The following is an 18,310-nucleotide window of genomic DNA, read 5'->3' on the forward strand; positions in this document are numbered from 1 at the left end:
CCTCCGGTGCAATCCCGATGACGGGGCGGGCAATCGAGATCGGTATACAGGCTGTGTGGGGGCAGATGAACCTTGGCCGTTGGCGGCAATCCACCCGGTTTGCACGCCACTGTTGTCAGTGATCATCAAAGGGATGCCTGCAGCTAACGGCTTCGAGTCAGGTCGAACTGGCGGCGATGTCTGATTACAGTCGAGCTACTTTTTGCGGTTCGCCGCCGCCCCAGTACAACCAGGTCCAACCGTCGCCCTTGCGCTGGAACACCCCGGTGGCGACGTACTGGACGACCGTCGGCTCACTGTTTTCAATCGTGTGGCCGTCGATGCGGATCTGCGCCCAGGCAATGTCACCGCGCATCCAGGACACGACCAGCCGAGGTTCCCAGCGGATGTTCAAGGTGGTCACCCACGCCACTCCATTTTGTACCGCCTCGGTTCCCATGAAGAACTCGTCCAGACCGGAGCCGGCGATCGCGACGTCCGGGTCGGCGAAGTACTTGGCGACGTCCGAACCGGGAGTGGAAAACCCCTGCAGGACTTTCGCGATAAAGTCATTGAGGGATTCCCGAGTCGCCGTGTCGGAGATCATTGAAGGTGACTGGTACCCAGCGAGGCTGTCGATCATAAATGCTCCTGTTGGCTTGCGTGGTGTGCGGATTTTTCCGCGGTTGACGGGGTATGTCCGTCCGTACGGAAAACTCAACATACGAACCGTATGTTAACCATGCTATTTAACATTCGCCTCGTATGTCAAGTGGCGTACATGTCGTATGTTTTTACGTAAGCTCAGGAGTGGAGGGAGCGTCGGGTTGCTGGAGAATGCGCTGAATCGTGATTGAACGAAGGCAGGATTTTTATGGAGGAGCGGCCAATCCGCAGGTTGACATACATGGCCGCCGCCCGGCGCACGAAGTTGTTCAGGAGTTGGGGGAGTGTGTTGTTCCACATTTCTCTGCCAACTATTCACAGGTGTGACGATGACGCTCGACAGCCTGCTTTGATGCCAGATAGACAAGGCTTGATCGACGGCTGCAGTTTGCTTGCTCATTGTTCCGACTACACAAACAGTGTTGTTGGCGTTCCCGGGTTTATCCGTGCAAAACCGGTCGCTAAGGTGCCTTCAATCAACAGCTGGAGAATCAGTATGAGCAAACGTGACGCCATATTCCCCACGGGTCGGCATGACCTCTATACAGCACAGACCTATTCCGCAGCGATCCGATCAGGTGATCTTCTGTTCGTGTCCGGTCAGGTCGGCAGTCGTAGCGATGGCTCGCCCGAGCCGGACTTTGAGGCTCAGGTCCGTCTGGCATTCGCCAACCTCGAAGCGACCCTGAAAGCGGGTGGGTGCGGGTTTGACGATATCGTCGACGTAACGACCTTTCATACCGATCCCGAAAATCAGTTCGGCACAATCATGGCCGTCAAAGGCGAAGTCTTCCCGCATGCGCCCTATCCGAATTGGACGGCGGTCGGAGTCAACTGGCTCGCCGGGTTCGAATTCGAGATCAAGGTTATCGCCCGCATTCCTGGATGAATGTCCTGACTGGCCCTTTTCAGCAAGGCACCGTCCGAAGCCATCGGCCGCTTTGTGCGTGACCGAAGTCACGCGCATGAGCGCCAGCATCATGCCGGAGCGCCTGATTCAGAACCTCCGGTACGTTGAAAGCGGCCGGATGCCCGATGATCAAGGGTGAACCAAAGGTTAAAAGTGGATTTCAGCAGTCTTGAGGCCCAGGTCTCGAAGCTCGGCGATCAAGTCATCCAGATGCCCGAAAGACTCGACCTCTTCGTTGTCATCAACCAGGAAATAACTTCTCCCGGCGTCCTTCTTGAAAAACACAATCCACTCCTTGGGGTTGGTCGGGTTTGCGATCACATGGGTGTCGAAGGACACGCCTTCGGCATGTTTGGTTTTCACAGCTTTACGATTCATGTCTGTCACCACGCTATGCGCGTTCTCAAAATTCTCAATTGGCAGTGCATGCCCGCCCAGCTCCATCTGAGCGTTCACCATAAACATCTCCAGCCACACGAAGCAGTGGAGTCAGGGCATTTCAATTATCACTGTATGTTAATATTATGCACATGCATCCACTGAGGAGCTAGCCGTGATTGCGATAGGTGAGGCGTGGAAGACGGGGCTGTTGGGGCGAGGGCACTGGCTTCGCAATATAGTGTCTGGCGTGATCGTCGGGGTCGTGGCGCTCCCTCTGGCAATGGCGTTTGCCATCGCCTCTGGCGTCAAGCCTGAACAAGGCATCTACACCGCAATCATCGGTGGTCTGCTGGTTTCGCTCTTTGGCGGAAGCCGCTTGCAAATTGCCGGTCCGACAGGTGCGTTCATCGTGATTCTGGCGGGCGTCACCGCCGAGCATGGTGTTGACGGCCTGCAGATCGCCACGATGATGGCGGGGGCCATGCTGTTATTGCTGGGGATGGCCCGGCTCGGTGCAATCATCAAGTTTATTCCCGATCCGGTGATCGTCGGATTCACTGCGGGCATCGGTGTGATCATATGGGTCGGGCAGTGGAGAGACTTTTTCGGTTTACCGAAGGTCAGTGGAGAACACTTCCATGAAAAGCTCTGGCATCTGCTCCAGGCCCTGCCGGATCTTCATATCGCCACAACCCTGTTGGCGGTGATCAGCCTTTTCCTGGTCATAAGCGCATCCAGAATTCCCGGACTCAAACGGATACCTGGCCCGCTGATCGCCATGGCCGTCGCTACCGCGATACAGTCAACCTTTCACTTCGAGGGGGTCGCCACCATTGGCAGTGCATTTGGCGGCATACCTCAAGGTCTGCCAGCGATGAGCCTGCCTGAAATCACGCTGTCGCGTGTCATCGATTTGATTGGTCCGGCGTTCACGATCGCCATGCTGGGAGCCATCGAATCACTGCTGTCGGCGATGGTGGCCGATGGCATGGCAGGTACCAAGCATGATTCCAACCAGGAGCTGATCGGTCAGGGTGTGGCCAACCTGGTCACGCCCTTGTTTGGCGGCTTTGCCGCTACCGGGGCCATTGCCCGCACGGCAACCAATATCCGCAATGGCGGCACAAGCCCGCTGGCCGGCATTACGCACGCCGTCACCCTGGTGCTTATTATTCTGTTTCTGGCACCTCTGGCCTCAAACATCCCGCTGTGCGCCCTGGCCGCTATTCTTTTCGTGGTCGCGTACAACATGAGCGAGTTGAAGCATTTCAAGCGCATGGTCCAGCGAGCCCCGCGCGCAGACGTATCGATCCTGCTCATCACCTTCAGCCTCACCGTGTTCAGCGACCTGGTGATCGCCGTGAATATCGGCGTCATTCTGGCGATGCTGCACTTCATGCGCCGCATGGCCTCATCCGTGGAGGTGCAACAGGTCGTCGAGCACGAGCTGGAAGAAGAGCTAAGGGCCAACGGGCATGCTCGCCTGCCGCCCGGGACATTGATTTATACGATTGAAGGGCCGTTGTTCTTTGGCGCGGCCGAGACTTTCGAGCGAGTCCTGGCTCAGACCCATACCGACCCACGCCTGCTGATTATCCGTTTGAAGCACGTTCCATTCATGGATATCACAGGCTTACAGGTGCTGGAGGAGGTCATCCAGCAGCTGCACAAGCGGCATATCGTGGTGAAACTTTGCGAGGCGAATACGAAAGTGCGTAACAAGCTCGAAAGGGTGGGGATCTTGCAAGAAATCGGCACGGAGCATTACCACACCGACTTCAACACCGCGCTGGCTGAAGCTGTCAGTCTCGCTGAGGAGACATCGACTGTTTAGAGGCTGACGGTCCGTGCCGGGTTATGGCTTGGTGCTGGTGGCGTGCTTGCTTTTGGTCGAATAGCTGGCGCCGTGGGCGTCCAGGTAGTCACGAATCAGCTGGCGGACCACCTGCGAAGGCGTCAAATCCTGTGCTGCACAGAGCTCCTCGAACGCTTTTTTCTTGATGGGATCAATGAGCACAGTGAGGCGCGCAGTCTTGCTTTCCATGGGGTATTCAATCACTCAATCGCTAGATGTTAATCAAATTGTAATTGCCTTGTCCGGTGCTGTCACTGTTACGACCGTGGGTCGTTCGGCAGGTCGATTGTGACCAGTCATGTGCGACCGGGAAAGACTTCAGGGCTATCCTGAGTCTTTGAGACTGAGCACTGTTGTGATCTTGTGTCCCGAGGCAGGCAGAACCGCGTTTTTTGGCATCAGGATCCAGTATTGAATGTTGCGCTCACCCTCTAGTGAAGAGGGCTCTTTTGGTGCTCCACAGGCCTTTAAGGATAAAGCCCGGTGGCCGTATGGAAAGTAGCAGCAATGAATGCAAAAGTCGGACTGACGAGTGACGCAGAGGCGGAAGACTTTTTCATACAAACATTGGAGCAGGCGATCGATGCGGTTGTGATCATTGATGATCACAACCGGGTGGTGTTTTTCAATAGCGCCGCCGAGACGTTTTGGGGCTGTTCGCGGATTGACGTGCTGGGTCGAAATGTCAGCACCCTGGTCCCTCACACATTACGCGCCCATCATGATGGCTATGTCAGTGCCAACCGCGAGACGGGGATCAACAAAATCGTGGGCGTCAGTCGGGATGTCCGAATCGAGCGTGAGGATGGCGAGGAGCGCTGGGGCTCTATGTCTATCTCGAAAATCGCTCTTCATGACCGAATCCTGTACGCGGCCTTCCTCAAGGATATAACGCAATTACGCTTGAACGACATCGAACGCGGCTTGCTGTCGATGTCGGTCAATGTCACCAGTTCGGCCACCTGTATTGTTGACGCGAACTCATACCTTATCTATGTCAACGATGGGCTGATTCGGCTGCTGGGCTATTCCCGTGAGGAAATGATCGGGCAGTCACCGCTGATGTTCTTCGTCTCCGATGTTCCTGCGCAAGCGCCTGCGGAACCAGGGCTGGAAGGCATTCTCTGTGGTCAACCTCATGATGTAAGCGCCTTGATCAGCAAGCGCAACGGTCAACGACTATGGGTGCACGTCTCATCAACACCCGTGTTCGACGCGCAAGGCTTGCTCGAAAATGTCGTGATCGTATTGACCGACATTACCCAGTCAAAACTGCATGAAGTCCTGCAGGAGAGGGTCATTGGTGCACTGCTGAAAGAGGAACCCCTGGAGAGCGTGCTAACCATGATGTGCCACGAAATTGAGCGCATCGCCCCCGAAGTCATTGTCTCGATCCTGAGCGTGGACGAGGAGGGGATCTTGCACCCGCTAGCCAGTCCAGGCTTGCCCACCGATTACTCCAGGGCCATTGAAGGATTATCCATCGGTCCTGTGGCGGGTTCCTGCGGCACGGCCGCCTATCGGGGTGAGCCGGTTCTGGTAACCGACATCAATAATGACCCGCTGTGGGCTGAGTACAAATGTCTGGCGAAACAGTCAGGCTTGCGGGCTTGTTGGTCTATTCCTGTGCGCAACGGCGCGGGACGGATTGCGGCGACCTTTGCGCTCTACTTCAGGGAAAGCCGCGGCCCCGACCCCTTGCACGCTCATTTGGTGTCGGCAGGGACGCACTTGTGCATGTTGGCACTTGAGCGGGAGGAGGCGCGTCAATCCATTCGAAGAATGGCTTTCTACGATGCGTTGACCGGCTTGCCCAACCGAAACTTCCTGCTTTCCCAAGCACACAAATGCATTCTCGAAATGACTCGAGAGGCTGCAGAGCTTGCCGTTCTGTTTATCGATCTGGACCGATTCAAGCAAGTCAACGACGCCTTGGGGCACGCGTCGGGAGACGAGTTGCTGCGAGTCATGGCCCAACGGTTACGCAGCGTGCTTCGAGAGTCTGATTTCGTTGGGCGTTTATCCGGTGATGAGTTCGTGTTGGTACTGCCGCGGATGAATGCGACACAGGTCACGATCTTTCTTGAGCGACTGATGATGATCCTGAAGGCGCCGACGACGATTGCGGGCACTTCTATCGTTGTTTCCGCCAGCATCGGCATCAGCCTGTTCCCAGGGGATGGTCAAGACATGGAGAGTCTGTTGCATTGCGCTGACATTGCCATGTACCAGGCCAAACGGGCCGAGCGGGGGACCTTCAGTTTCTTTCTTGAAGAGATGAACAGACTCGCTCAAGGGCGATTGATGCTGGAAACAGAACTGCGCAAAGCGCTCACTGACAGTGGCCTGTCACTCCATTATCAGCCACAAATCGACCTGAGCAGCGGGCGTCTGGTCGGTGTTGAGGCACTGGCGCGTTGGGCACACCCAACACTCGGTACTATCTCGCCAATGCAATTTATTCCGCTTGCCGAGGAATGCGGGCTGATCAATGACCTGAGTCAATGGGTGTTGCGCGAGGCCTGTGAACAGCTTGCCCAGTGGCAGCGGCACGGTTTGCAGATTCCGTCCGTGTCGATCAACCTCTCGCCCATCAATTTTCACAACCTGAACCTGGCGACGCTGATTGCTCAACAACTGCAACGTTGCGGCTTGCAGCCCGTTAATTTATGCGTGGAAGTGACCGAGGGTGTGTTGCTGAGCGACAGTCTGGGGGCCGAGCAAGCCATCCGGGATTTGCATGCATTGGGGGTACGACTGGCCATTGATGACTTTGGTACAGGTTATTCCAGCCTTGGGTATTTACGGCACCTGCCAATCAGCGAGCTGAAACTGGACAAGAGCTTTGTCGACGATCTGGAACACGACATGTCCTGCCGCGCTTTAAGCGAGTCCGTCATTGCAATAGGCAGAGGGCTTTCGTTGCACGTAGTGGCTGAAGGTATTGAGCACGCTATTCAGTGTGAGATTCTCAAAGACCAAGGCTACAAGATCGGGCAAGGTAACTTTTTTTCAGCGCCACTGTCTTGCCGGGATTTTGAACAATGGTTCACAGCGTACGGTCATGATTGAACGCGACGCTCGGATTTGCCCTTTACCCACTCCACTGGGGGTGGGGGCGAGCATGTGATGGACGACTAACCTGCAGACCTCATAAAACGTATCCGCCGCACGTTCTGGTCGTCCGGCAGATCGTGCGCAGGCTGGAAAGCAGCGGTCGACTGGTGCTGGTCGATGGCGCCCGCTGCTTTCAGGTGTCGTCCCAGTTCGATTTCTTTCGATTTCACTGAGCTCGATGTCCTGAGAATTCATGTGATCCCAACAGGCTTGTTTCACAAACAGCGCACTAGCAGTTCTGCTAGTAGGCAGCGCTGGCCAATTGCGCGAGAGTAGTAGCCTGAATCGACGGACCTTTCAGCGAGCCCGCCCAATGAGAAAGAACCGCGAACCACCGCTCTGCCGCTACCGCTACGACGCACTGGATCGCCTGGCCGTTTGCACGCCAGCAGAGCAGGCAAGCACCGGGCGTTACTATCAGAAAAACCGCCTGGCCACCGAAATCCAGGGCTTGGTGCAGCATTCAATCTTTCAATACGACGATCAACTGTTGGCGCAGCACCAGCATCAGGGTGGCACCGTAGCAACAACCTTGCTCATCACCGATCAACAACGCTCGGTGTTGAACGCACTCGACGCAACACCGCCGCGTTCCGTCGCCTACACACCTTACGGCCACCGCCCTATGGGAAACGGCTTGCTCAGCCTGCTCGGTTTCAACGGCGAACAGCCGGATCTGGTGACAGGGCATTATCATTTGGGTAATGGTTACCGCCAATTCAACCCCGTGCTGATGCGGTTTAATAGTCCGGACAGCTGGAGTCCATTTGGGAAGGGGGGATTCAATGTTTATGCATATTGTGCAGGAAACCCAATCAACAGGAGGGATCCAACAGGGCATGCGCTATTAAAACCAGTCATGCGACTATTTAAGCAGAAGGGATTCGATGACACCGATTTCATGGATGCGTTACCTTCCATGAAAAAAACTCTGGGTGGCAATAAAGCGATAAGGAAAGCGGCAGTTGCGGCAGGCACGACGCCTGAAAAGTATCTCATCAATAAAGCCGTCAATGCCTATGTGGACGAATCATATAAATTTTTAAATATGCATGATGACTTCCTTAAACAGTCAGATACTCTTTCTAGTGTGATTGATGATATTTTCCGGGCTGCAATAAGAATAGATGAATATAAGCGGGTTAGTTATAGGCTATTTGGTCTTGATGGGCAATTGAATGCGGAAACGATTGATAAGGTACTTATGTGGAATGGAGAGTTTTTTAGTTGGAAAAATGCAGCTAAACAAATGGCTAATGATAGAATCATGGCTTTACCGGGGATTCAGTCTGCCCCCCCACCGCCTTATACAAGATTCCCTCCCTCGTCGCCTCCTCAACCGAGTGACGTCGGTAACAACATCCGACAGCCATGACTACCCACCCGTTGAACAATTGACTGTGCGCTGGTTGAACAGCGCAACATTCAGCGTTTTTGCTGAAATGGCCAACAAACGCGTGGCCTGACCCTGAACATCTCGCTGGAAACGGTGAAGTGGAACTTGAAAAGCATCTACGCCAAGCTGGTGGTTTCGAGTCGTTATGACGCCGTGTCGTGGGCGCGCAAGAATGGGTTGATCGAGTAAGGGCGAAGCAGGAGGGGCGTTATTTAAACGCGCTCGATATTGCTTGTTTAAGCGCCCTACAACTTGCTTCCTGAAAGCTACAAGACCTTGCGTCGTTGCCTACGGGTACGCCAGAATCCGCCGGCTTGTGCGCCTTGGGGCCGCTCGGTAACTTTGTTCGGGTCACTGATGGCAGTGATCGGGTTTAGCAGCCCGGGGTTGTAAGCAAGGTGCACAAGCGCTGTCAGTCAGGCATTTCCATGTCTGCACTTGATGGTGGCTGTGCGCAGGGCGCCTTCGGGCGCGCCGGCTTTGCTAGCTTCCCCGGTCTGCTAACCTGCGCACAGCTGCCTCCCTCTCGTTTAGCAGCAAGAGGATAGGCACCCCAAACAGGAAGCGAGCTTATGTTCAAAGTCACGCCCAATCCCCCGGAAACCGACCCGGTCTCCCCATACGAACCCGATTCAAACAAACTCAACGAAGCCGCCGAACGCGCCCTCGATTACCACTTCCCCTCGACGGCCGACATCAAGGCCACGCCGCGAACACCCAGCACGCTGTTTACCGTCGACCCAGAAGCTACGCGCGAAACCCTGATGGTTTATCTGGTCGAGACACTGGCCTCGGTCGATGTGATGGTGCATCAGTTGGTCGATCATCTGGACGGCGGGTCGCGCAATGCGCTGCTGGGCATTTCCAACAGCGTGATGCTGGCGGAAATCACTGCGAATCGGGTGTTGGATCAGACACTCTACTTGTGGCGAGGGGATAGATCCCCTCACCACAAAGCGCTCAGTGCTGCTGGTTCCTAAGCGCAAAACACCAGCGCGGCGAAGGAGGGGAACGTTGCGTAGACGCGCCGATTACTTCCCCCGCTGGCGTTTCGCGGGGGCACCAGCCCTGTTGGAGGGGGCAACTGCTTTTCCGAGTATCAAACCCAGGGAGTCGCCGCATCTCTTATGGCTAATAAACTCACTACAAAGACTGCCATCGTTACCGGGGCCGCCCAAGGGATTGGCGCAGCGATTACGCAACTCTTCGCGCAGGAGGATTGCTTTGTCTACGTCACGGATATCAACGACGATCTCGACAGAGCCGTCGCAGGTTCACTCGATGATCGCGTCACCTATCTACACCTTGATGTGCGGCGCGAAGATGATTGGCAGCGAGTGACGACGCAGATCCTGAAAGAGCGCGGCAGGCTGGACGTCCTGGTGAACAATGCGGGTATCACCGGATTTTGAGCATGGCGCCGTGCGACATGACGCTGAGCATGCGCGCTGGAGGACTGGCACGCCGTGCATCGGACCAATCTCGATGGTGTTGTAAACGTTGAAAGTATTCCGGACAGCTAGAATCTTCATGTTTATCATATGGTTATAGTAGGGTCACGTTCTATTAGCGGAAAACAGATTTCTGTTTTCCGCTAATAGAACGCATTTTTCATTTTTCCGGTTATGAACCGTCAGTAGTACCCCTTAACTCCGGGCGTGCTTCGGGTGCATAAAGCCCTATCTATGGAGGGGCTTAAATGCGCTAACGCGATGCTTGCCACACAGACTCGTGAGAAACTCAGACTTGGTGATGAAATTCTCAGCACGATTCGGAGTTCGACCTTGAAGTGGGCTTGGCCGCGACAATCGAATATCCCTTTGCGCCTTTGGGTAGACCTTCGGTAGTGCTTCCACGACATTCTTAAAGTCGTCGAATACCTAAAAACCAAAATCAATCGAGTTCGTCTAGTGCGCTGACTGGTAGAATAGAACATTTTGGAACTAAAAATGAAATTGCTATGCGAACAGGTGAAAGTGATGGATAGTTGATTATCGAATATATTGAAATTGAATTATTTGTATTTTATTTTACAACTTTCTGATATTCAGAAAGTTTTCTGATTTTACAAGATCTGACTACATAAATTTTTCGTTTTCAATATTTATAATAATCGAGATTTGGTCATCTAACCACGTTTTTTATGAGTTTCCGACAGCTTGCACGAAGGGTGTCTTTGACTATGATGGACGTCATTCAATCTGAGTGAGAGTCTAAATTTGGTTATGGATAAGAAGCCATTAGGCACAGAGGAAGCTATCGAGAATAACCTACCCTCCACGGAAATAATCATTAATCCTAATCACGGCATCCCCAGAGACTGGAAAGAGTCCGGAGTTCCGCCAAGCAAAGAACTCATCCCTTACTATGAAAGAACTATTGATGAGCGGGAGGAAGCAATCGCGCGTGAGCGTGCCTCTATTTTCGATCAAGTGATTCTAGGAATGTCACCCCAAAGAGGCATGAGCCATTTGGGGTTAAAGCATAGTCAGTTTTATAAACTGCTGAATGATTACCGCAATGGTAAAAGTCTCGTTCGAGAAAGCAAGGGTACGCCGAAAGGTAGTCATCGCTCTACAGCAGGCCAAATAGCTGCATTAGAAAAATCTTTTAAAAATGATTACAAGGGCTCGAAGGCAACTATTAGCGTTCTGTTGAAATACGCACGGAGATATTGTGATGTGTCGGGAGAGCGACCTGTCACCCGGCATGCTGCTCGAAGGTTTCTACTAGCGAAGCCGGAAAAGGAAAGAGATCGACAAAAACTCACGGAAGAAGCTTTCAATCAAAAATACGGATTCAGGCCAAAAAAACTTGTAATAGATCTATTGCTCCAGCGTGTATCAATGGATCACACCCGCGTTGATTTGCTGCTAGTGGACGAACAAAACAGAGACGTAATCATTGGTCGGCCATGGGTCACAATGATTCTGTGCGACAAATCGAGAGTAGTGCTAGGTTTTTATTTAAGTCTCGAAGCCCCTAACTTGGACACGGTAGCAGCTGCACTGGCATTTGCAGTTCTGACGAAAGATTTTCATTTGTTCACATTCCTAAAGAACCCAAATGAGTATTCATTTTTTGGCGTGCCGGTTGTGATATTTACTGACAATGCTGCGGAGTTTACTAGCGAAAGATTTATCCAGCAGTGCAGAGAGTGGGGAATGGAGTGGGATCATCGCCCGAAAAATAAAAAATGGTATGGAGGGATCATCGAACGAGTAATAGGGACATTTATGACAACTGCAGTGCACTTTCTTCCTGGATCAACTGGCAGTAACCCTGTAGAGCGAGAGAGCTTTGAAAGTGAGCTAAATGCAACCATGGATTTCCGTCAGTTCACGGAGTGGTTTCTAAAGCAGGTCACAATTTACCACGGGACGATCCATAGATCTCTGGGGTGCACCCCTCGCCAAGCCTGGAATCATTACCGTGATCAAGGAAAATATGATCCAACTCGCGTAATTGACGCAAAGGATCAATATCGTTTTATCTTGGATTTCATGCCGACGGGTTTTGATTACAAAATACATTCATATGGGATTAACTTTGCTGGTCGGAGGTTTGTTTGCGAGGAATTGAAAAAGTATGTAGGAAGCAGGCTAGATATAAAATATTCTCGTTATGACCTTAGTTATATTTGGGCCAAGACTCCAGATGGCTTCTTGAAGGTTCCATGCTCATATACCAAGGATGGTCTTTCTCTGAACTGGGAGTCATATGCAAACCATAAACAAATGTCGAAACGTAAAGAGGGTTTGATCAATATGCCGAGCGGTGTCATAGATGATGAGTTTGCCTATGACGCTATGGATCATCAGGCAGAAATAATTCAAGAAGCTGTCGCCCTGAAAACTTCCTTTATGAACTCCCCTAAACCACCAGTCCAGTCAGCACCTACTGTCCCGGCAATAGATCTTGCGGTCGTGGAGTCGAACGTTTCTGAGGCTGAAGTGATCGATGACTCCAAAATCTATACGATAATGAGTGCTGATAGTGCTGAACAAGAGCAGTTGCTTTTGCCCAGAATAATTGAAGCAGATCTCGTAGAGGATATTTTTGTTCCTAGAATCATTGAAGACAAAGATTAGTCATAAATACCATAGGGAAAAAATATTATGCCATATGCTCATATCAAAGAAATTTTGAGGCACCAGGCAGACTTGCCGAATGAGGAACGTATCAGAATCGCACGTCATGATATCTGGATTGACACGCCTCGCTACGAGCCGCTGTTTACTTGCCTAAAGCATATGTTATATACGGATAATCAGATACAAGCCTCCAGTATATTCATCCATGGAGAGGGAGGGGATGGGAAGTCCGCGCTATTTTATAGACTTCAGCATCTCGGTGAGCTCTCTGGTAGGAAAATGATATTTGTAACCCTCACGGAAAATATTAATCGTTATAAGTTGCACGATGCGTTGTGCGAGCGATTTGGTGTGCAAGTTGGAAAGCGGACTACCGCTGCGAACCGTGTCGATATGATCGTAAGAAAGATTCAAGCAGAAAATATTGGAGCTATTGTCATTGATGAATTGTCTGATGGGATGCTTGAAGCCTATGGCAACAAACGAACTCTTCTATCTCTGATGCGAAGTCTCGCCGAAGGAAATATTAAGCTTTGTATTATCGCCTTTGGGAACTCGGTTGCTAATGAGGCAATAGCTTTGGATAGAATTTTAGATCGACGGTTTGTTCAGTGGCCATTACGAGCTTGGAAGCTTGATCAGGATTTTGTTGACTTCATTGCTACTTATGAGACCTACCTGCCACTCAAGTTGCCGTCGAATGTTGCAGGTCAGAAGCTTAGATCTTTGATTTATGCGCATTCGCATGGGATACTCGATAATATCGTGAAAATACTAAAGTGCCTTACAATGGACGCAATTGAACAAGGCATTGAGCGAATTACTGCGGCTCAATTTTCTAAACTTGATATGATCGCCATGAGATATGGCTTTAATATCCACGATCCAAAAAAAATGAAGAAAAAAACAGTATGAACCTTTCGCCTTCGCAACTTATTGCAGTGAATGCAATATCCGGCGCCTTGGCTTGCGAAGGCACTTTGTGCCACGTCTTATCTCAGCCAGGGTTTGGGCTAACAACATGCTTGAATTATATGAAGCATCGATCTCTCCGCCCCGTCATGTGTATCGCAGAGCATCCGGATCTTTCCGGGCTGGATCTGCTTGGGCAGTTTTACGACTGCTTAGGCCTTGACATTGAGTTCCAGGAAAAAGTTGGCATTCCAAGGTTTGTTGTTGAGCTGTTTTTTCTAAGAAACTTTTCAACTATCTATATTGACGATTTCGGAATTTTTTCGCTATCAGAATCTTCTAAGCGTCGATCTATTATACAGCTACAATGGATTTTGGGGGCGCTACCAAAAACTAATGTTGTGATTTCAAGTAATGGGGAGGGGTCTCTTGAGCTGCTGAAGGTTTCGACGCTTTGCCAATATTCGTATAGATGCGTTGAGTTATCCGGATTTCTAGATCTAGTTGAATATAAGGATTTCTTTGAGTCTGTGATTGCGGAGAGATCAGGTGCTGAATTTTGCAGGCAGACACTCGATCACCTTTTCAGGGTAACTGAAGGAAACCTGGCTAAAACAATGCTCAGACTATTTCACCCTGCTTACATATATCAGCAAAGTCATCGAGGCGACCGAAAATGAAATGCTTTGATTGGCCAACGAATGAAAGTGAAATTTTCTCCAGCTGGGTTTACAGGCAGAGCCTATTCTCGAAGAGCTCAACGCTTGACCGCGAAGATATTGCGCAGCTATGGACTTCCTGTGCGCTGTCAGAAGACCTTGATCCAGATTTCACGGCGTCATCGGCTTTTGCGCGTTTGGCATGCGATGCACTCAATATAAGGATGGATCAGCGAGCTATACTATTTCAGGCGCCCAGTGCATGGATTATACCACGGTACTATCGTAGAAGCTTTTGTTATGGTTGCCTTTGTGAAAGCATTGCGAATTTTCAGTTTCCTGTGTTCAGGAAGGAATGGTGTTCGGTAGCTACCGTTGTATGCGACCAACACAATACACCTTTGCTTGATGCCGTCGATCTCACCGCCCCAAAGCTCAACATAGCAATGAAGGTGTTCCAGCTGTATCACGAACAGGGACTGCGGTGTATTTCAGCTTCTCGCTATAATGAGGCTAGCCAGTTATTCGATTCTTTGCTTCGAATGCAATCGCTATTGCGTGAGTTTGAATTTCGTGGAGTTAGGGATGGTCGCCTGGTCAATGAGAGTGGTGGAGTTGAGCTGCCCGAGTGGAGATCATCGAAATTTTTAATTTCTTTATTTTTATACCCGAAATTTGGCTTAGTGAACCGCTTAATACCGTATCGCGCTCTGCACAATCATAATTACGCATTTCAGCAGTCTTTCAATTTGGGGCCGTTGATTGCCGGTGTTGCCCATAGGAGAGCTGCAATAATAATCCTTGGTTGGCTCCACGAGGTCTTTTCCTCTGATGAAGATCATGGCATTGAGCAGTTCATTCGCTCAGCAGGTAATACGGTAGGTTTTACGGATGCCAAGGAGCTTGGAGCGGCAAGCAATGGCTTTTCGCCTGAGCACAGCGCCCTAATCAGCCGACGGCTCATGCAGTGGAAGATCGAATGCATTAATGGCAGGATGCAGCAATTCGTATCCGGCTTTATGGAGTCGGCTCATGCCAAGAATTGGAATGACTGATTATCAAATTTGCTTCTGTGCTGAAGGGGTTGGTGAGTCATGACTGGTAAATTCTCCTACGTGATAGACGTATCGATTCCCTTAGGTGCAATCTGCGTTGGGACGCATGGAGAAAACACTGAAGCTTGGATTAATTGCATCGTATCGGTTCCGGTTGCCCATGTTATTAAGTACTCGGTGCAGCCGAGCATTAGCTGCGTGGGAACTGGTTGTTCGACTGCCGGCTATTTCAGGTCAAAAACAAACCATAGCTCACGCGCTCATCAGCGCCCAATACGCTTCAATCAGATTGACATCTATTCACCTTGGCCGACCGGGCGCCACTTCAGCTTGGCTCGTGATTTTGCGGATCTGTTTCTGTTTGAGTTTTATCAGTGGCCAGTGGGGATGATTGGATCCCGGGCCAATATCTATCAAGCAAACCTTGATCACATTAGATCAAAGGCTTCAGCGGCTTTGGCGAACATTCAAAGTACGCGCTTACAGGGACTGGCTACGGCGGCACGCTGTGATCAGGCCTAGCGAGAAATTGATATGGCCAATTCCAATAGCGCGCCAGTTTAAAGCCTACGTTCGCAAAATCTCCAGATGCATTGCCTTTGTCATCGGTACAGGTTCATTTCAACCTGATAATTGAATACCCCTGCCAGACCTGCTTGCACTCAATCTCGAAAACGTAGTTGAAACGGATTTTCCCAATCGAGTAGAGAGTCCTTGCCTTCTGCCGAAGATAATCGTCACCCACAATATTGTTGGGTTTCATAGGTAGGCGAGGCCACGCTGCAGTTGTTAGGGTTGCTAGAGTGAGGGGTGCTCCGTGCAAACATCAGAAAGTCACTGATGTTCGTTCTGCTCTCCGCCCGCCATTGCTGACACTTTCTCCTGTGTCGGAGTCTGATCGCTAGAGTCAGGTGCTCCTGGAGCTATTTGGCTGGCAGGGGTGTTTGGTGGTGAGGCGAGAGCTGCCATACCGCCAAACGATATGTGCGCATCGACATAACGCAAGGCCGACTTCACATCCTTCCAGCCCACATAACTCATCAGTCCCTTGATATCCCAGCCATTCGTTGAAGCCCAGGTCGCAAAGCCTCTACGCATCGAGTGACTGCTATATAGGTCAGCCGAGACGCCAGCCTGCTTAAAGATGCGGCGAAGCAGGGGTACCAGGCTGCCAGAGTTGATACCGGTCTCAGTCAAATTGCCCCAGCGATCCACCTTCCTGAACACCGGCCCGCGCGCAATGCCGGCCACAGTGATCCAGTTGATGTACGCCTGCACGGGACAAAGCCTCTTGAGCGCAGGGGTGTGGAACGAAGCCCCCAGATGTTGTCGATCGCCCTTCGTGTGCGGTAGATAGAAGGTGATGCCTACCCCTAATTCTGCTTGGGTGTGTTCCACCTGAAGACGCGCGAGTTCGTCACCCCGAAAGCCACGCCAGAAACCAATCAGCACAAGAGCGATGTCGCGTCGATGCCTCATCACGTTTCTATAGTCACTACGCTCAGCCGCAAGATCCGCTTCGCGCTCTAGCCAACTCACCGCTTGCTCCAGATGAAGTAGAAGGAGAGGGGCCGCCTGTTTCTCTTGGGCAGGATGCAATGTCCGAATGCCCTTGATCATCTGCTTAACCGTCGGTGTCTTCGTGGGATCAGGGAAGCCCTGCGTGATGTGCCACTGAGCCAAGGCAGCCAGGCGCTGCTTCAGTGTGTTGATGGTGTGCTTGTCCGCGTACTCGGCGAGGTAACGCACGATGCCATCGTCAGTCGCCGGCAGAAACCCGCCCCAGGTCACTTCGAAGTGTTCTATCGCTGCGCGGTAGCTGCGCCGGGTGTTTTCCCGGGTGCCGGCCTGCAGGTAGCGATCCGCCTTGTTCATCTCGACCCTTCTACGCAAACGTACTTTTTCCAGCGACGGAAAAGGCAAAAATCGGCTCTATGGTGTGATAAGCCTCCATTATTTGATCATAGAAATGTGAATTATGTGACTGTATTTTTAGGTGAGTGTAAGATGTAAATACGTAATACGTTTCACACTACGAAATCGTAGGAGAATGCATGGCACGCGGCGGTATAAACAAGGCAGTCGTCCAGATAGCGCGAGATGCGCTGATTGCTCGGGGTGTAAATCCGAGCCTCAACGCTGTGCGCGTCGAGCTTGGAAATACTGGCTCGATGACGACCATTGCCCGGTATCTGGGTGAGCTCGGAAAAGGGGAGTCGCGCCCGAAGGAGCGCCGAGAACGCTTGAGTGGCGAACTCACCGGGCTGGTCAGCCAGTTGCTGGATCGAATTCTGGAAGAAGGCGCCGAAGAAGTAGCTGAGGCGCGAGCTGAGCTCGATAAACACCGAGCATCGGTCAATGAGCAGCTCGCGCAGGCTCAGGCTGCTTTGGTCGATCTGCAGCGCCGGCACGATAGCCTTCAGGCAGCGTTAGACGTCCAGGCGAGCGAATTGAGTACGAGCCAAAGCAGCTTGCAGTCTGAGCTCACTCGAAACGCTCGCCTAAGCCAGAGCTGTGCTGACTTTGAAGTACGGGTACATGAGAAAGATGAGCAAATTCGCTCGCTGGAAGAAAAGCACCTGCATGCTCGTGACGCACTTGAGCACTTCCGCACAGCCGTGAAGGATCAGCGCGAACAAGAACAGCGCCGGCATGAAGGCCAGCTCCAGCAGATCCAGGTTGAGCATCGTCAGTTGCAGCAGACGCTCTCACTGAAACAAGACGAGCTTAGCCGCCTGAATCGAGACAACGAGCGCCTGCTGACCGACTCCCGCCAACAGGCCAAGGTCATTGCCACCCAAGACGACACCATCGCGCGGCTCACTGGAGACATCAACGCATTGGCCATCGCGTCAGCTAGAGAGGAGGGGGCCAAAGAGCAGCTTATCGATCAGCTTGCCCGATCCCGCGAAGAGTCCACCTCCCTACGCGAATCCGTCAGCCAGGCCGATGCACGAGCCAAGAATGCGCAGGCGCTGCTGGAAAACACTCGGAGCGAGGTGAAACAGCTGCGACACGAACTGAAGCAACAACATGAAAACAATCCATCACGGAGTGAGCGAGCAGATGATCAGCGCCAAGAGTGATATGCATCGGGATGAATCACGCGTCGCTGGATTTCGGGATGCCCTCCAGCGGCTGAGGGCATATGCGATTGCTGGACATCTCCAAGTACCAGGAAAGCGATGCCCTGGTGAACCGTTTTCGAAGAGCGAGGCTGCTTCGAGCTTGCGCGAGAGATAAGTCAACAATCACTTCGCAGGGGCGAGAACGGGGCGCACACGAG

General features: G+C 51.9%; 16 protein-coding genes. 12 read left to right on the forward strand and 4 right to left on the reverse strand.

The window, feature by feature from the left end; all coding sequences use genetic code 11:
- Positions 1-184 precede the first annotated feature (184 nt).
- Complete coding sequence (locus tag CKW21_RS12720; protein WP_170948660.1) at positions 185-622, reverse strand: nuclear transport factor 2 family protein; 438 nt, start codon at positions 620-622, stop codon at positions 185-187.
- Positions 623-1,141: 519 nt separating this feature from the next.
- On the opposite strand from CKW21_RS12720, the gene CKW21_RS12725 reads away from it, so the two are divergent.
- On the forward strand, positions 1,142-1,534 hold the full coding sequence (locus CKW21_RS12725) for a RidA family protein (protein WP_095194318.1): 393 nt from the start codon (positions 1,142-1,144) through the stop codon (positions 1,532-1,534).
- A gap of 168 nt (positions 1,535-1,702) precedes the next feature.
- On the opposite strand, the gene CKW21_RS12730 is transcribed toward CKW21_RS12725, so the two are convergent.
- A complete protein-coding gene (locus CKW21_RS12730) occupies positions 1,703-1,933 on the reverse strand; it encodes a hypothetical protein (protein WP_095194359.1) in 231 nt (76 codons plus the stop codon).
- A gap of 175 nt (positions 1,934-2,108) precedes the next feature.
- On the opposite strand from CKW21_RS12730, the gene CKW21_RS12735 reads away from it, so the two are divergent.
- Positions 2,109-3,770: a SulP family inorganic anion transporter gene (locus CKW21_RS12735; protein WP_095194319.1), complete on the forward strand. Its 1,662-nt coding sequence runs from the start codon at positions 2,109-2,111 to the stop codon at positions 3,768-3,770.
- A gap of 21 nt (positions 3,771-3,791) precedes the next feature.
- On the opposite strand, the gene CKW21_RS12740 is transcribed toward CKW21_RS12735, so the two are convergent.
- Positions 3,792-3,980, reverse strand: a complete 189-nt coding sequence (locus CKW21_RS12740; protein WP_095194320.1) for a ribbon-helix-helix protein, CopG family — start codon at positions 3,978-3,980, stop codon at positions 3,792-3,794.
- A 318-nt stretch (positions 3,981-4,298) separates the two neighbouring features.
- Between CKW21_RS12740 and CKW21_RS12745 the strand changes: the two genes are divergently transcribed.
- From CKW21_RS12745 to CKW21_RS30785, 9 genes are all read left to right on the forward strand, one after another.
- The gene (locus CKW21_RS12745) at positions 4,299-6,863 is read left to right on the forward strand and encodes an EAL domain-containing protein (RefSeq protein WP_095194321.1); all 2,565 of its coding nucleotides are present in this window, start codon (positions 4,299-4,301) and stop codon (positions 6,861-6,863) included.
- A 358-nt stretch (positions 6,864-7,221) separates the two neighbouring features.
- The gene (locus CKW21_RS12750) at positions 7,222-8,283 is read left to right on the forward strand and encodes an RHS repeat-associated core domain-containing protein (RefSeq protein ID WP_095194322.1); all 1,062 of its coding nucleotides are present in this window, start codon (positions 7,222-7,224) and stop codon (positions 8,281-8,283) included.
- A 114-nt stretch (positions 8,284-8,397) separates the two neighbouring features.
- Positions 8,398-8,493, forward strand: coding sequence for a response regulator transcription factor (locus CKW21_RS32315; protein ID WP_170948661.1), 96 nt, complete (start codon positions 8,398-8,400; stop codon positions 8,491-8,493).
- Positions 8,494-8,876: 383 nt separating this feature from the next.
- Entirely contained in the window at positions 8,877-9,284 is a 408-nt protein-coding gene (locus tag CKW21_RS12755) for a DUF6124 family protein (protein ID WP_095194323.1), read from the forward strand.
- Positions 9,285-9,431: 147 nt separating this feature from the next.
- A complete protein-coding gene (locus CKW21_RS12760) occupies positions 9,432-9,716 on the forward strand; it encodes an SDR family NAD(P)-dependent oxidoreductase (protein WP_256590207.1) in 285 nt (94 codons plus the stop codon).
- Positions 9,717-10,529: 813 nt separating this feature from the next.
- Positions 10,530-12,395: a Mu transposase C-terminal domain-containing protein gene (locus CKW21_RS12765; RefSeq protein ID WP_095194324.1), complete on the forward strand. Its 1,866-nt coding sequence runs from the start codon at positions 10,530-10,532 to the stop codon at positions 12,393-12,395.
- Between the two features lie 27 nt (positions 12,396-12,422).
- A complete protein-coding gene (locus CKW21_RS12770; protein ID WP_095194325.1) occupies positions 12,423-13,313 on the forward strand; it encodes an ATP-binding protein in 891 nt (296 codons plus the stop codon).
- Positions 13,310-13,990: a hypothetical protein gene (locus tag CKW21_RS12775; protein WP_141232954.1), complete on the forward strand. Its 681-nt coding sequence runs from the start codon at positions 13,310-13,312 to the stop codon at positions 13,988-13,990. Before CKW21_RS12770 ends, CKW21_RS12775 begins: the two co-directional genes overlap by 4 nt.
- Positions 13,987-15,024 (forward strand): hypothetical protein, encoded by a 1,038-nt coding sequence (locus CKW21_RS30785; protein WP_141232955.1) that lies wholly within the window; start codon positions 13,987-13,989, stop codon positions 15,022-15,024. Before CKW21_RS12775 ends, CKW21_RS30785 begins: the two co-directional genes overlap by 4 nt.
- Positions 15,025-15,858: 834 nt before the next feature.
- On the opposite strand, the gene CKW21_RS12785 is transcribed toward CKW21_RS30785, so the two are convergent.
- Positions 15,859-16,947, reverse strand: a complete 1,089-nt coding sequence (locus CKW21_RS12785; protein WP_218274043.1) for a site-specific integrase — start codon at positions 16,945-16,947, stop codon at positions 15,859-15,861.
- 131 nt (positions 16,948-17,078) lie between these two features.
- Here CKW21_RS12785 and CKW21_RS12790 point away from each other — a divergent pair, with 131 nt between their 5' ends.
- Positions 17,079-18,110, forward strand: coding sequence for a DNA-binding protein (locus CKW21_RS12790; RefSeq protein WP_095194329.1), 1,032 nt, complete (start codon positions 17,079-17,081; stop codon positions 18,108-18,110).
- The last annotated feature ends 200 nt before the right edge of the window (positions 18,111-18,310 follow it).

It is taken from the genome of Pseudomonas sp. Irchel 3A7 (genome assembly GCF_900187565.1).
Classification (GTDB): domain Bacteria; phylum Pseudomonadota; class Gammaproteobacteria; order Pseudomonadales; family Pseudomonadaceae; genus Aquipseudomonas.

What these genes read in the sequence shown, in the direction of transcription:
- CKW21_RS12720 (WP_170948660.1), bottom strand. Translation starts at nt 622, where the DNA reads ATGATCGACAGCCTCGCTGGGTACCAGTCACCTTCAATGATCTCCGAC.
- CKW21_RS12725 (WP_095194318.1), top strand. Translation starts at nt 1,142, where the DNA reads ATGAGCAAACGTGACGCCATATTCCCCACGGGTCGGCATGACCTCTAT.
- CKW21_RS12730 (WP_095194359.1), bottom strand. Translation starts at nt 1,933, where the DNA reads ATGAATCGTAAAGCTGTGAAAACCAAACATGCCGAAGGCGTGTCCTTC.
- CKW21_RS12740 (WP_095194320.1), bottom strand. Translation starts at nt 3,980, where the DNA reads ATGGAAAGCAAGACTGCGCGCCTCACTGTGCTCATTGATCCCATCAAG.
- CKW21_RS12745 (WP_095194321.1), top strand. Translation starts at nt 4,299, where the DNA reads ATGAATGCAAAAGTCGGACTGACGAGTGACGCAGAGGCGGAAGACTTT.
- CKW21_RS12750 (WP_095194322.1), top strand. Translation starts at nt 7,222, where the DNA reads ATGAGAAAGAACCGCGAACCACCGCTCTGCCGCTACCGCTACGACGCA.
- CKW21_RS12755 (WP_095194323.1), top strand. Translation starts at nt 8,877, where the DNA reads ATGTTCAAAGTCACGCCCAATCCCCCGGAAACCGACCCGGTCTCCCCA.
- CKW21_RS12760 (WP_256590207.1), top strand. Translation starts at nt 9,432, where the DNA reads ATGGCTAATAAACTCACTACAAAGACTGCCATCGTTACCGGGGCCGCC.
- CKW21_RS12765 (WP_095194324.1), top strand. Translation starts at nt 10,530, where the DNA reads ATGGATAAGAAGCCATTAGGCACAGAGGAAGCTATCGAGAATAACCTA.
- CKW21_RS12770 (WP_095194325.1), top strand. Translation starts at nt 12,423, where the DNA reads ATGCCATATGCTCATATCAAAGAAATTTTGAGGCACCAGGCAGACTTG.
- CKW21_RS12775 (WP_141232954.1), top strand. Translation starts at nt 13,310, where the DNA reads ATGAACCTTTCGCCTTCGCAACTTATTGCAGTGAATGCAATATCCGGC.
- CKW21_RS30785 (WP_141232955.1), top strand. Translation starts at nt 13,987, where the DNA reads ATGAAATGCTTTGATTGGCCAACGAATGAAAGTGAAATTTTCTCCAGC.
- CKW21_RS12790 (WP_095194329.1), top strand. Translation starts at nt 17,079, where the DNA reads ATGGCACGCGGCGGTATAAACAAGGCAGTCGTCCAGATAGCGCGAGAT.